This window comes from Nonomuraea sp. NEAU-A123, from assembly GCF_018603905.1.
Classification (GTDB): Bacteria; Actinomycetota; Actinomycetes; order Streptosporangiales; family Streptosporangiaceae; genus Nonomuraea.
Genome location: NZ_JAHFZZ010000002.1, coordinates 812,379 through 825,872, shown reverse-complemented (window position 1 = coordinate 825,872; position 13,494 = coordinate 812,379). Strand labels below are relative to the sequence as shown.

General features: G+C 69.3%; 14 protein-coding genes. 9 read left to right on the top strand and 5 right to left on the bottom strand.

Going from position 1 to position 13,494, the window contains the following annotated elements; all coding sequences use genetic code 11:
- Positions 1-8 precede the first annotated feature (8 nt).
- From KLK06_RS07900 to KLK06_RS07885, 4 genes are read left to right on the top strand one after another with little or no spacing between them, the layout of a single operon-like run.
- Positions 9-1,034 carry an aldo/keto reductase gene (locus KLK06_RS07900; protein WP_214634621.1) on the top strand — a complete coding sequence of 342 codons (1,026 nt, stop codon included), beginning with the start codon at positions 9-11 and terminating at the stop codon, positions 1,032-1,034.
- On the top strand, positions 1,031-2,023 hold the full coding sequence (locus KLK06_RS07895; RefSeq protein ID WP_214634620.1) for an aldo/keto reductase: 993 nt from the start codon (positions 1,031-1,033) through the stop codon (positions 2,021-2,023). Before KLK06_RS07900 ends, KLK06_RS07895 begins: the two co-directional genes overlap by 4 nt.
- A 1-nt stretch (position 2,024) precedes the next feature.
- On the top strand, positions 2,025-3,086 hold the full coding sequence (locus KLK06_RS07890) for an LLM class flavin-dependent oxidoreductase (protein WP_214634619.1): 1,062 nt from the start codon (positions 2,025-2,027) through the stop codon (positions 3,084-3,086).
- A gap of 43 nt (positions 3,087-3,129) precedes the next feature.
- Positions 3,130-4,458 (top strand): lanthionine synthetase LanC family protein, encoded by a 1,329-nt coding sequence (locus KLK06_RS07885; RefSeq protein ID WP_214634618.1) that lies wholly within the window; start codon positions 3,130-3,132, stop codon positions 4,456-4,458.
- 1,174 nt (positions 4,459-5,632) lie between these two features.
- On the opposite strand, the gene KLK06_RS07880 is transcribed toward KLK06_RS07885, so the two are convergent.
- Both KLK06_RS07880 and KLK06_RS07875 read right to left on the bottom strand, forming a co-directional pair.
- Positions 5,633-6,364 carry a peptidase inhibitor family I36 protein gene (locus KLK06_RS07880; protein ID WP_214634617.1) on the bottom strand — a complete coding sequence of 244 codons (732 nt, stop codon included), beginning with the start codon at positions 6,362-6,364 and terminating at the stop codon, positions 5,633-5,635.
- Positions 6,365-6,591: 227 nt separating this feature from the next.
- Entirely contained in the window at positions 6,592-6,933 is a 342-nt protein-coding gene (locus KLK06_RS07875) for a hypothetical protein (RefSeq protein ID WP_214634616.1), read from the bottom strand.
- A 103-nt stretch (positions 6,934-7,036) separates the two neighbouring features.
- Between KLK06_RS07875 and KLK06_RS07870 the strand changes: the two genes are divergently transcribed.
- Positions 7,037-7,258, top strand: coding sequence for a hypothetical protein (locus KLK06_RS07870; RefSeq protein WP_214634615.1), 222 nt, complete (start codon positions 7,037-7,039; stop codon positions 7,256-7,258).
- A 198-nt stretch (positions 7,259-7,456) separates the two neighbouring features.
- Positions 7,457-7,909, top strand: coding sequence for a calmodulin-binding protein (locus KLK06_RS07865; protein WP_214634614.1), 453 nt, complete (start codon positions 7,457-7,459; stop codon positions 7,907-7,909).
- Positions 7,910-8,295: 386 nt separating this feature from the next.
- Here KLK06_RS07865 and KLK06_RS59650 read toward each other — a convergent pair whose 3' ends face one another.
- Together KLK06_RS59650 and KLK06_RS07855 are read right to left on the bottom strand one after the other, a co-directional pair.
- Positions 8,296-8,556 carry an NlpC/P60 family protein gene (locus tag KLK06_RS59650; RefSeq protein ID WP_250904977.1) on the bottom strand — a complete coding sequence of 87 codons (261 nt, stop codon included), beginning with the start codon at positions 8,554-8,556 and terminating at the stop codon, positions 8,296-8,298.
- A gap of 262 nt (positions 8,557-8,818) precedes the next feature.
- Positions 8,819-9,472 (bottom strand): DUF2218 domain-containing protein, encoded by a 654-nt coding sequence (locus KLK06_RS07855; RefSeq protein ID WP_214634612.1) that lies wholly within the window; start codon positions 9,470-9,472, stop codon positions 8,819-8,821.
- Between the two features lie 114 nt (positions 9,473-9,586).
- On the opposite strand from KLK06_RS07855, the gene KLK06_RS07850 reads away from it, so the two are divergent.
- The 3 genes from KLK06_RS07850 (at position 9,587) to KLK06_RS07840 (ending at position 12,142) form a co-directional block, all read left to right on the top strand.
- Positions 9,587-10,162 carry a TetR/AcrR family transcriptional regulator gene (locus KLK06_RS07850; protein WP_214634611.1) on the top strand — a complete coding sequence of 192 codons (576 nt, stop codon included), beginning with the start codon at positions 9,587-9,589 and terminating at the stop codon, positions 10,160-10,162.
- Between the two features lie 260 nt (positions 10,163-10,422).
- Entirely contained in the window at positions 10,423-10,629 is a 207-nt protein-coding gene (locus tag KLK06_RS07845) for a hypothetical protein (RefSeq protein ID WP_214634610.1), read from the top strand.
- Between the two features lie 97 nt (positions 10,630-10,726).
- A complete protein-coding gene (locus tag KLK06_RS07840; protein ID WP_214634609.1) occupies positions 10,727-12,142 on the top strand; it encodes an NAD(P)/FAD-dependent oxidoreductase in 1,416 nt (471 codons plus the stop codon).
- Between the two features lie 155 nt (positions 12,143-12,297).
- Here the strand turns inward: KLK06_RS07840 and KLK06_RS07835 are convergent, their stop codons facing one another.
- Complete coding sequence (locus KLK06_RS07835) at positions 12,298-13,314, bottom strand: hypothetical protein (protein ID WP_214634608.1); 1,017 nt, start codon at positions 13,312-13,314, stop codon at positions 12,298-12,300.
- Between the last annotated feature and the right edge of the window lie 180 nt (positions 13,315-13,494).

Sequence of the window (13,494 nt, the reverse complement as noted above, 5' to 3'; positions counted from 1 at the left end):
GGAATTCCATGACCGACCGCATACTGGGCCGCACCGGCGTCCTGGTCAGCCCGCTCACCCTTGGCACCATGAACTTCGGCCGGTGGCAGGAGGAGGGCGAGAGCATCAGGATCATCCACGCCGCCCTCGACGCCGGCATCACGGCCCTCGACACCGCCGACGTCTACGCCCAGGGCGTGTCGGAGGAGATCGTCGGCAAGGCGATCAAGGGCCGCCGCGACGACGTCTTCCTGGCCACCAAGTTCCACGGGCAGATCGGCGACAACCCCCAGCACGCCGGCAACTCGCGCCGCTGGGTCATCCGCGCCGTGGACAACAGCCTGCGCCGGCTCGGCACCGACCACATCGACCTCTACCAGGCGCACCGGCCGGACCCGCACACCGACCTGCTGGAGACGCTGCGCACGCTCGACGACCTGATCCGCCAGGGCAAGATCAGCTACTACGGCACCTCGGTCTTCCCGGCGCACCAGCTCGTCGAGGCGCAGTGGCTGGCCGACAAGCACGGGCTCATCGCCCCCCACACCGAGCAGTTGCCGTACTCCCTGCTCGTCCGCAGCGCTGAGCGGGAGGTCTTCCCCATCGCGCGGAAGTACGGCGTCGGCGTTCTCAGCTACGGACCGCTGGCCGCCGGCTGGCTGTCCGGCAAGTACCGCGTCAACGGCGAACAGCCGGACTCGGCGCGCGCCGATCTCATCCCCGGCCGGTTCGACATCGCTTCGGAGCGCAACCTGCGCAAGCTGGCCGCCGCCGACGCGCTGGCCCGGCTCGCCGAGGACAACGGCCTGACGCTGGTCGACCTGGCCCTGGCGTTCGCACTCAACCACCCGGCGGTCAGCAGCGTGATCATCGGCCCGCGCACGCTCGACCACCTGGAGAGCTACCTCAAAGCGGCCACCGTCAGGCTCAGTGGCGAGGTCCTCGACCGCATCGACGAGATCGTCGACCCGGGCACCCACTTCCTCGAACGCGACACCGGCCGGGACACCCCGTCCCTTCAGCCGGCCGCCCTGCGCCGGGGGAACCGCTCATGAGCCGCTACGAGAAGATGGAGTACCGGCGCGCCGGGCACTCGGGCCTCGACCTCCCGGCCTTCTCCTTCGGCCTGTGGCAGAAGTTCGGCACCGACCACCCGTACGAGACGCAGCGCGACATCGTGCTGCACGCCTTCGATCTGGGCATCACCCACTTCGACAACGCCGACCGGTACGGCCCGCCGCACCGCGCCGCGCAGCAGGTCTTCGGGCAGGTGCTCAAGCGGGACCTGGCACCGTACCGGGACGAGCTCCTCCTTTCCACCAAAGCCGGCAACCCCATCGGCCCCAGCCCGTACCTCAAGGGCGGATCACGCAAGTCGCTGCTCACCTCGCTGGAGCACAGCCTGCGCGACCTGGGCACCGACCGCGTCGACATCTTCTACAGCCACAGTCCCGACCTGACCACGCCGCTGGAGGAGACCGTCGGCGCCCTCGTCAGCGCCGTGGAGCAGGGCAAGGCGCTGTACGTGGGAATCTCCAACTACGCCCCCGAGCGGGCACACGAGGCGGCCGAGTTGCTGCGCCGGGCGGGGGTGCCGCTGCTGGTCCACCAGCCGCGGTACTCGATCTTCGATCGCCGGCCCGAGCTCAACGGCTTGCTCAAGCTGGCGGCCGAGGACGGGTTCGGCCTGATCGTCTACTCGCCGCTGGCGCAGGGCCTGCTCACGAACAAGTACCTCGACGGCATCCCGGCGGGAGCGCGTGCGGAGAACAGCGCGTTCCTCTCGCCCGACGTCATCGACGACACCTACCGGCAGCGGGCCGCCGCGCTCAACGGGATCGCCGAGCGGCGCGGCCAGTCGCTGGCGCAGCTGGCCCTTCAGTGGGTGCTCCGGCAGCCGCAGGTGACCTCGGCACTCATCGGAGCCAGCTCTACGGCGCAGCTCGACCACAACGTCAAGGCGCTCGACTTCCCGCCACTGACGGAGGAGGAGCTGGCGCTGATCGACGAGCACGGCGTACACGGGACCGGAGTGAGGCTCTGACATGGCTGACCTGATCGGGGCAGGTGTCGAGGACGGCCGGCCCTTCCGCCTGGGATTCCTGCTGCACCTCGACAGCGACCTGCCCCCGGCCCGGGCCTACCAAGAGGCGATCGACCTTTTCGTGGCCGCGGAGGAGCTGGGCTACGACTCGGGATGGGTCATCCAACGGCACTTCCGCCAAGGCAACGAGAACGTCTCCGCGCCGCTGGTCGTGCTCGCCGCGATCGCCCAGCACACCACGCGGATCCGGCTGGGCACCGGCGTACTGGTGCTTCCCCTGGAGGATCCCCTCAAGATCGCCGAGGACGCGGCGACGCTCGACGAACTCAGCGGCGGCCGGCTCGAGCTGGGGGTGGGGTCGGGGCCCTTCCCGGGAGCATGGGAGGCGTTCGGGAAAGACCTGGCCGACCGGCACAAGCTCTTCGAGGCTTCAGTGGCGCGGCTCCACGAGGTGCTGGAGGGCGTGGCGCTCAACAGCCTCGGCGAGGTGCTCCATCCGCCCGGGGCCGGTGTACGTTCGCGGCTGTGGCAGGCCACCACGGGCGACCCATCACTGGCGGTTTCGGCGGCGGCCGCCGCGGGCCGCGCCGGCGACGGGCTGCAGCTCTCGCGGGCCACCGGCTGGCGAGGCACCACCGTGCGCGAGGCCCAGCAGCAGCAGGCCGAGTGGATCGCGGCCTACCGCGCGGCGGCCCGTCAGCCCCGGGTGCAGGTCTCCCGGGCCGTCTACCCCCACACCGACCGGGCGGAGGCGATCCGTTCGGTCACGCCCGGCGCCCGTCGTTGGCAGGGCTGGCTGTCTTCCAAGCGCGAGGTCGCGGGGCTCAGCGTCGAGGAGTACCTGGAGGCCGACCGTGCGCTGCTCGGGCCACCGGAGGCACTCGCCGCCGAACTGGCCGCCGATCCGGCGTTGCGGCAGATCACCGACCTGCTGGTGAGCTTCGTCCCCGGCGTACCCGACTTCGACGAGCACGTCCGCCTGCTCGCCTCTGTCGCGCGGGAGCTGGCACCGCAGCTTGGCTGGCGTCCGGCATCCTCCGCAAAATCCCTATCAAATAAATAGGAAACACATGAAATCGGATAAGGGGTATGCCATAGTCCCGGCCATGAGCTTGGACGAGATCCGCCCGAAGAGCGCTCGTGCCGCCTCTCCGCTGACCGCCGCCGTCTCGACGGCGCGCTGGATCAGATCCGCCGGGGTCGATGGTGAGCACGGCCGTCACTGGGTGGCCAACCCCGACCCGCACGGCAGATCGGCAGTCGGATCGCAGCCTCGATCCCTGTATTCGGGTGCGGCCGGAGTCGTGCTGTTCTTCCTGGAACTGGCTGTCGCCACCGGGCAGGAGGCGTACCTGGAGGACGCGCGGGGCGGGGCCGAATGGCTCGCGGCCACCTGGCGGCGGGACGACGATCTGTCGCTCTACCACGGGCTGACCGGCACGATGATCGCGCTGATGGAGGCCGGGTGGATGCTCGGCGACGACCGGCTCACCGCCGAGGCGGCGGCCATCGCCGAGTTGATCGTCAGCAGCGGGCGCACCGGCGCGGACGGCTTCGGCTGGACGCACGACCCGACGCAGCGTGGCGACGGCGGCATCATCCTGGGCCTGCTGCGCGCCGCCGCCCAGTTGGGGATGCCCGCCTACGAGGCGGCGGCGGTGGAGGCGGGCCTGCGCATCGCCCGACTGCCCGTTCCCGGCCACCGTCTCGGCGATGTCGACGGCGCGCCGCCGGACGCGATCACGCCCGGATTCCTCGCCGGCACCGCCGGCACGGTGTTCCTCCTCGCACGCTTGTACGGAGTGACCGGCGACGAGCGCTTCCTGCGTGCCGCGCGCAGCGGGGCCGGCTTCGTCCGCGAGGTCAGCGCGGTCGGCGACCGATGGGCGATGGTCCCGCATCACGTGCCGCAGGCGCGCGAGCTGCACTACGCCGGCTTCTGCTCGGGCGCGGCCGGGGCGGCCAGGATGTTCTACGAGCTGTACCGGGTGACAGGCGATCCCGGCGACCTGGATTGGATGGAACGGCTGGCGCACGGCGTGGTCGACAGCGCCGCCCCGCCGCGCAGGACGGACGGCTACTGGAACGTGGCCTGCCAGTGTTGCGGCACGGCCGGTCTGGTCGAGCTGTTCGTCGGGCTGTGGGCGGCCACCGGGAGGGCCTCCTGCCTGGAGTTCGCCCGTACCCTCGCCGCGGACCTGGTCGCCCGCGCCACCGACCACGAGGGACGCGGTTACCGCTGGTACCAGGCGTACCGGCGGTTGCGGCCCGGCGAGGTGAGCGCGGACACGGGCTACATGGTCGGCGCGGCGGGCATCGGCGCGGCCCTGCTCCACCTGGACGCGGCCGGGCAGCCGGACCGGCCGCGCCGGGTCCTGCTCCTGCCTGACAACCCTTTCCCCGCGATCCCGGTACCGCCGACTGCGCTTCCCTAGACCCCATAACCCGCGTCAATCCCACAAGGGGAGCGTGCTGTCAGCGCGGTGGTTTAGAGAACATGCGCGGCGGCCACGTCCCAGGCGGCGTCCTCGCGGGCGGTTTCGGCCGTTGAAGGTTCACGCTGATGGTGTGGATCGCGTACGGAATGCACAGACAGCACTGCTGTGGGCCACCGGCGTGCCAGAAACGCTGTTGGACGTGGTGGTGGGCATCAGTCGCGGCTTTCAGGAGGATCGAGCGCAAGCCAGCCGTGCCGGGTATCACAGTGCCGTTCGGACCTATGCCAGGCTGTATTGCGGAGCAGGAGCAGGATCGTGTCCGCCCAGTTCGGCAAGAAGTGAGAGAGGGACAGGTAGCCTGGTCCCTCTCTTGGGGTCATTCGAGGTCAGGTGTCGTGGTCAGGGCACGCTGATGTCCGCTGCAGGGCCGCTGTTGCCGTGGACGAAGATTTCGCGCCCCGTGTTGCCGCAGGGGTTGGGTTGTTCGGGGCTGATGAATACGCGCGTCGATCACCCGCCAGAGGAAGTGTGTAGCGTGGCGACCGGGATCGTTTGGCGACGTCGATCGCGGGGTCCAGCGCGACACCTACGTGCCCGGCTCGTACAGACAGGCGGAGCAACGGCGCTATTGGTTGGCGGGCTGGTGCTGGGCATCGGCGCAAGCGTCGGGCTGGCGCGACGGCTATGTGGACGGCAGCGTGACCGAACCCTCCGACCGATTGTCGATCAAGGTGTGCGATGGAAAGAACGACAACCGCGCATATAAGGCGGTCTGGCATAACGACAACGCTATCACGCAAGGCCGGTGTTCGAGGTAAGGGCCCCACAGGGCGGCGGCGTTGTCGATGAGTCGATCTGGGGATCGGTTAAGGCGTTCAAGATCTGTTACCGACATATGGGTCCGGACAAGCGCGTCGTCTGGGACGGCTGCAATGCGGGCGTGTGGCCAGGCGGCCACTAATGAGAAGAATGGTCAATTCGCTGTGAAATGCAATGGCTCTCGGCCTCGCTCAACAAGAGGCCAAGGCCATCGCACAGCTCGTCCGGAAGTTTGTCCGTTCCTCTACTGATTTGTGGAACGGCAATCCCGTCTCCATCTGCAGGTACTTCTCGCCGGGGCGGAATTGACAGCTATGTACGTCCAGGGCCTGGGTGTGGGCGGAGTGCCGGGTCAGCCCAGTTGCTGGGCGTGCAGGCCGGTGAGGCGTTCGTAGGCGGGACTTTCGTCGGGGTAGAGGATCTGGATGTCGATGGGGAGGGCCGTCTCAGGATCGACGCTGTGTCCGCCGCCTTCGGGGGAGCCGAGCAGGACGGCGCCGTCGGTGCCGTTGCGGAGGATCTCGCCCCAGAAGTTGTCGATGAAGCTCTTGGACAGTGAGGTTCCCTCCGGCAGGTCACCGAAGCCCACGGCCCATTTCAGGACGCGGGTGTCCTCGGCGTGCATCGTGAGCCGGTAGGAGTAGATGTGTCCTGAGCCTTCCGACCAGTGGCCTCGCAGCTCCTGGTCGACGCGTAGGTTCCCCACGAAGCGGGCTGCCAGCGCGGACTGGGCCTGGTCGTTCCAGGAGCCGTTCGGACTCCCGGCCATGGGGATGTCCGACAGTCTGGCGATCGTGGCCCCACGCTCCACCGGCAGCGAGTGTCCCTGCTGGTCGGCGGCCGAGAAGAGCGCGTTGTCCTCGGCTGTGTTGTTGACGACGGAACTCACTCCGTCGCCGCTGTGGTCGAACCCGTACTTGGAGAAGTCGTTGACGTGCGCACCCGTCGGAATGGCCAGGATCTTGTCGCCCCGCCCCGGGGTCTGACCCGCGTTGAAGCTATTGGCCCGGTAGAGACAGAAGTGCCCCTCGGGACATGCATCGGCCCCCTGGCCGTAGATCAGTTTCGGCTCGTTGTCGGTCACTGCACTCTCCTTACCTTTTACAGCTGACGCGGCCGCACCGGGGCCGGCACGGTGGTCGGCACCCTGGGGGCAGCCGCCGGATTCTGCGGACTGTGGCTTCCCGGGTGCTGTTCGAGGGCGAAACCAGCAATCGTGACGACGGAAACGGCACAGACGCCCTGGCCAACACACTATGCGGTCTTTCCACTACTCAACGTAACGACACGTGGGGTTTCGCACTTGACGCGTCAATCCTGGTCGGTGGCGTCCGGATCACGCATGACGTAGGCGCACGGGCGGGAATCAAGAGATAGCGAGGGTGCGTCGGCTGTGCAAACCCAGCAGCTGTGCTGGCGTCGCTCGTCGCTCAAGGCGTCGTCGCGGGTTTCGATGAGAGCGCCCAAGCGCCAGTCGTAGGGGTCGGGGCACACTCTGTGGGGATCGTACGGCGTGATCGTGATGTCTGCGATGGCGATGACTGGCCCGGTCAGGAGCTCGATGGCGGCGAGGTCCGGCAGCGGTTGGTCGAGGACGCTGGCCCGACCGATGGTCTGCGCCCCTGATGATGGCCTGTCGGCCTCCCGCAACACGGACAGTGACTTTGTAGTTACTTTATGTAATGCTGGCGGGTGGGCGGCATGGCCTTCGTCTTGCGCGCTCTCCAGATACAGACCCCTGAAAGGTGGATCAAGCATGCGCATGATCACTGGACTGCGCGTCCTGGTCGCGGGAGCCGCGGCAGCAGCCGCCCTGCTGGCCCCCATCACCATCGCCAGCGCCCAAGCCGACTCGGCACCGGCAGCCGGGAACCACTGCGGCATGCACCCCCTGGGCGGCCTGTGGCTCGACGGCGACTACGGCTATTACAACGGCGCAATCTACGTGTGCCGGGACGGCGTGCTCGTGAAGTTGTGACTTCCTCTCCATCGCATCAAGGACAGAAGGCCCGCGCCGCTCTTTCGGCCGGGACCCGCGACGTCGCCCGCCTAGCCCGCCGGATGCACCGGTAACCGCCCAGTCCAGACGAGGACAACTGCAAGCCCCAACGAATCCTTCTCTTGCAGTACGCAACGACGGGCCGTGAACACGGCCCACCAGGCACAGGAGATGCCCATGCGACGTATCACCCCCCAGATCGCCGCCCTCGCAGCGGTCGCGATGCTCGCCCTGGCCACACCCGCCCAGGCCCAGCAGGCCGACGCGGCCCACCGCGCCGCCGCCTCGGAGGCTTACTTCGAGTACACCGACATCACCCAGGCAACGGCTGTCCTCAAGCTCACCGACCCCGCCAAGATCCAGCACGCCAGAGACCTGCTGAGCGGCGCGACCACCAGCGAGCCCCACGTCATCGGCAGAATCATCAAGCGCCCCGCCCCCTACAACTGGCGCTGGAGCTACCACTACAACCCCGACACGGTCGACTTCTTCGACAACGCCTTCGAAGTGTGCGACGCCACGATCCCCTACGTCGAAGAGCACCTGGACGAAGCGGGCGGCCCGTTCCTGCCCGGCCTCATCTGGTGCCCCTGGACCTCACGCCTGGTGCGAGAGCTCCCCGCACCGTAGACCTTGCGGCTCGCCGCTGACGTACGCCGCGAAGGCCGCAGCCCCGCCGACGAACGCCGACACCCGGGCCGCGATGTGCGGCCCGGGTGTCGGCGTAGATTCGGCCGGTCGAGGGCTGCATGATCCTGCAACGGGGTGCATAAACGGCCTGCAGTCCGGAGCGGTGGCAAAAACGGAAGGGCCTGCGCACGTGGGGCCGGCCCTTCCGCCGACCTACTCATACCGATTGGTCAAAAGGCGAGAGCGGGTCGCTTTTAGCGTACGTCGAGATCATCCGGGGCGTACTGCGCCTGCGTATTCGGCTTCCCGTGTGGCGGTCCATCACCCCATCTGCACCTTGCTACCGGTATGGGGCGCGTGCACCTAGCGCGTGCCGTCGATGTTCATCACGACGTGGTGAATGGTGGACGGGTTCTGCGGGTTGGTGGCGAAGACGCCAGGTTTCCGGCCCTGAGCTGGGAACGAGATACACGAATACCTGCGCGCCATTGTGCCGAGGTGTCTCCGCCGATCCTTGTCTCTGCCTTGACCCAGGCATACTCGGCCAGACCTGAGCAGCCGAAGCCCCTGATCCCGGCGCCGCGGCCGATTCCGTAGCTTGCCCCGTTCGCGCCGCCGCCACCCCAGGAGTACGGCACGCCGATCATCTTGGGCGTGGCTTCGAGAGCGACCGCACCGCGTCCTGAATCCGCTCTACCAGCAGTGCTCTGCCCGGGCGGCCGGGGGCGTGCCGGATGTAGGAGCGAAGAGCGCTGAGTGCGGAAGTTGAGATCAAGGCGGGGCTCCATTCGGTGGGGATGGGCTACGTGCGGCACCGGGTCCGGGGATCGTGGCAGGCTGAGCGGAAGAGGCCGAGGCGTCGGGCCAGGGCGCCGCGCCCCGATGATGACCGCGGGACGCGGCCTTCCTTCAGCTGCCGTCGGGCGTCTTGGCGGCCTTGCGGCGCCGGAGGCCGAAGCGGGCCAGGGCGATGAACGCGATCTTCAGTACGACGAGCGCCACGACGACGTTGGCGGCCATGCCGGTCCACGCCGAGTTCGCCACGACGGTGCCGGCCAGCCCGACATGCAGGCCGATGATCACGACCACGGCCGCCGCGAGCAGGATCGCCTGGAGGTTGGCACGCAGCCGGCCTCGCCGGTGCGTGGGTGCCGACGCGCCGTTCTCCGGAGGTGTCGGCGCGCCGATCTCCGGAGCGGCGTCGGAGGTCTCGGACCGATGCCAGGTCACGGTCAGTGGATCGCGGCGGCTGAAGCGCTCGAAGTCCCGGCTGACGATGTCCCGGATCTGACGTAGGCCGTCTTCATCGGCGGCCTCGACGAGCAGCGTCAGGGCGCCGGCCTCGGCGGCGAGCGTGCACTGGCCCCACGGGGCGAAGGTGACCGTCCCTTCGGTGTCGGACCATTCGGCGGTTACCTGCAGCTCGCGGCGGTCCATCATGCCGCGCAGGTGCATGCGCGGCGTGTGGCCGCCGCCGCGGCCCATGGCGGCGGCGTGCTTGCAGAACTGGACGAGATACCGGCTCGCCCGCTCGGTCTCGATCTGAGCTTTCAGGATCGGCATCGCATTCCTTCTGGTCGCCGGGGTGGCGTTCTGCCGACATCAGATTTATCGATACATGTTGTCTCTGTCAATGTCACAATGTATCGGACATTAACGGCATGTACGATCAGGGGCGTGCCCAAGTTGTGGAACGAGACGATCGACAAGCACCGCGCCGCGGTGCGGGACGCGGCCTTGGACGCCATGGCCAAGCTGGTGGCGGAGCACGGGCTGGTCGCGTTGACGATGTCGCAGATCGCCGAGCGGGCCGGTATCGGCCGGGCGACGCTGTACAAGTACTTCCCCGACGCCCACGCCGTCCTCACCGCCTGGCACGAACGTCAGATCACCGCGCACCTCGACCAGCTCGCCGCCGCCGCCGACCCCGCTGACCCCGCCCTCGTACGCCTGCGAGCCGTCCTGCGGACCTACGCGGGGATCCAGCACCACTCAGCAGCGGCCCACCACGGCGGCGAACTCGCCACGCTGCTGCACCGCGACGAACACGTCGATCGAGCGCGGCGACGGCTACACGACTTCCTCCAAGACCTGCTCGCCGAGGCCGCCCAGGCAGGTGACGTACGCGACGACGTACCGGCCGGCGAGCTGGCCGACTACTGCCTGCACGCCCTCACGGCGGCCGGCGCCGCCCCCGGCCACGACGCGATCCACCGCCTGGTCGCCGTCACCTTGGCCGGGTTACGTCCATGACGACGGGAGGCCCGCATGACAGGGCGCTGTGAGGGCAGCAGGACGAGGTGAAACCCGCACGGTACGACCCAGCGAACCTGGAACATCTCATCCGGCAAGAGTTAACGAACGCGGGATTCACCGTCGAGTCCCCGAAGCCGTCCGGATCGAACGGGCCGTCCGGGACGCCGGGCGACGGCGGTCTCAGCCTCCGGCACGAGCCTGGCCGTGGTGTGGTCGTCTCGTGGGAGGCCTCTCCCGATCTCGCTAAAGCCGACACGGTGAAGTACGAGACCATCCGTACCGCCATACAACTCGCCCTGCGCACGATTCTCGTACAGGCCGGGTTCCGGGTGGTCGGTGACTTCGGCGGCAGCGAGATGCTCGTCATCGCCAACCCACCCGGTACGGCGTCCGAGCAGAACTGGCCGTCCGGAGCGATACACCAGCAGAACCGGCCGCCCGGAGCGGTACCCGAGCAGAACTGAGCCGGGCGAACCTCCCTCGGCGACGCTCGAAGGGCACCGGTGGGAGACTGCTGGGAAGAGCCGCGACAGCGTGGCGAGCGTTATGGGAGAGGTAGGCATGACCGACGAGTTCGACGTCATAGTGATCGGCGCCGGTCCTGCCGGCGAGAACGCCGCGGCCAGAGCCGTGCGCGGCGGTCTGACCGCCGCCATCGTGGAGGACCGCCTGGCCGGCGGCGAATGCTCCTACTGGGCCTGCATCCCGAGCAAGGCCCTGCTGCGCCCGGTGGACCTGGCGGCCGAGGTGAGCCGGGTGCCGGGCCTGTCGCTCGGCCCGATCGAGGTGAGCGAGGTGCTCGCCCGGCGCGACGAGGCGGTGTCGCATTTCGACGACTCGGGGCAGGTCGGGTGGATCGAGAGCGTGCCCATCGAGTTCGTGCGGGGCAGGGGACGGCTCGACGGTGTCAAGCGGGTGCGGGTGACCATGCGAGACGGTGGCCCAGAACGCGTGCTGACCGCGCGGCACGCCGTCGTGCTGGCCACCGGCAGCACCGCCATGGTCCCCCCGATTCCGGGGCTGGCCGAGGCGAAGCCCTGGACCAGCCACGAGGTCACGGCCGCCAAGGCGGTGCCGGAGCGGCTGGTCGTCCTCGGTGGCGGAGTCGTCGCCTGTGAGATGGCGCAGGCCATGCACGGGCTCGGCGCGCGGCAGACGACGGTCCTGATACGCGGCGGGTCGCTGCTGTCCAAGCTGGAGCCGTTCGCCGGTGAGCTGCTGGCCGAGTCGTTCGCCGGCGCCGGGATCGACGTGCGGACCCACACGGGCGTCGTACGCGTCGAGCGGCCGGAGCTCGGCGGCAAGGTCACCGTGCACCTGGCCGAGGGCCCGCCGCTGGAGGCCGACGAACTACTGGTGGCCACCGGCCGGGTGCCCGCCACCGCCGACCTCGGGCTCGACACCGTCGGCCTGCCGGGCGGCCGCTCCGTCGAGGTCGACGACAGCATGCGGGCGACGGCCGTCGAGGGCGGCTGGCTGTACGCGGTCGGCGACGTCAACGGCCGCGCGCTGCTCACGCACATGGGCAAGTACCAGGCGCGGGCCTGCGGCGACGTCATCGCGGCACGCGCCAAGGGCGGCGACGACACTCTCCCTGCGATGCGCGACATGGCGGACGGGTACGGGGCGCCGCAGGTGGTCTTCACGGACCCGCAGATCTGCGCGGTCGGCCGCACCGAGGCCGCCGCCCGCGAGGCCGGGTTCCCGGTGCGGGTGGTCGAATACGACCTGGGCAAGGTCTCGGGGGCCTACCTCCTGGGCGACGGCTATCGCGGCCGGGCCAAGGCGGTCGTGGACGAGGAGCGGCGGGTGCTGCTGGGCGTCACGCTGGCCGGCCCCGGTGCGGCGGAGCTGCTGCACGCGGCGACGATCGCGGTCACCGCCGAGGTGCCGCTCGACCGGCTCTGGCACGCGGTCCCGTCGTTCCCCACGGTCAGCGAGATCTGGCTGCGCCTCCTGGAGGAGTACGGCCTCTGACGCACGCGGACCATCGGGCGGACCAACCGGCGGACCGCCCGGCGGACCAACCAGCGGACCACCGGGCGGGTCACATGCGGGCGACCGATCGGACATGGCTCAGCGGGACACGATCGGGCCGGTGGCAGGCGGTCGCACGCTTCGGCTGTTGGGGTTCAGGCGGGTGCGAGGGTCTCGGCGGTGTGCCACAGGTCGGGCAGCGCGTCCAGTACGCGCTCCCCGCGCCGCCGCCGGCCCGCGAACGTCTCGGCGCCGAGATCCGCGAGCAACTCGCGGAACCCCTCCTCGTACACCTCACCGGACACCCCCGCCAGTGACAGCTTCTTCAGGCAGCGCGCGTACGTCGCCACCAGCCAGAAGACCGCCTCCCGGGGCAGTTCGCGCGCGATGAGCTCCCGGCTGCCGTCGATCGACAGCGGCCGGGCGGCCTCGCTGATGTCCGACGAGAACGGGTACGACGGCACCCGGACGTCCTTGGCCGCGTCGAACACCTTCTCCAGCACCCCCAGATGCCGCTCCACGCGCGCCGCCCCCATCCCCGCGCATCCGAGCAGCTCCAGCAACGCCTCGTGGTGATCAAGCATCCCCCGTACGGCCAGCAGCTCCCGTACGGCCTCGTACCGTCGGCGCACTGTGGGGTTCCGCAGCCCGGCGACGAGCAGCACGTGGGTCGTGACCCCCGTGCCGAACAGCCACGACGTCACCTGGTCGGCCATCGGCGCCGCCTCATCCATGGCGGCGATCGCGCGACGCACGCCGTCCATCACGGCGCCACACCGCTGGAGCACCCGCCGCCGGTCGGCGAACTCGCGGACCACCACCTCATGCAGAGCGGCCAGCCGCCCGCTCGGATCGGCCAGCACTCCGGGCAGGTGGAAGCTGCCCGCCAGGTGGTAGTCGCCCAGGACCCCTTCCGCCGACGCCAACCGCTCGGCCGACATAAACGAAATTTCCAACAACACGCCGCCGTATCGCATCTTGCCGGGCTTAACTGGCGGCTCCGCGACGTCCAGCACCACCATCACGTCCACATCGGAGCTGCCGGCCACGACCGCGTCCTCCGGCGACCACAACACCGAGCCGGTCAAAAAGGCCCCACCGAACCCCGGCAACCCGGCCCCAACCTCGGCCACCCACCGCCGCGCGACCTCCCTGGCCACCCCGACCCGCATCACCACACCACCTCTGCCCGCCTGCGCGCCACCCTACAGGCGCGCAGGTGAGGGTCCAGGGAGTTGAAGGAACACCACGCACGCGGTCTGAAGGGACGCGCCGCAAGCGGTCAGGCCTGGCACGCGTGTACAGCGCCGGGCGGTGCACATGGGGAAGTGCGGCGTGCATGACGCCAGACG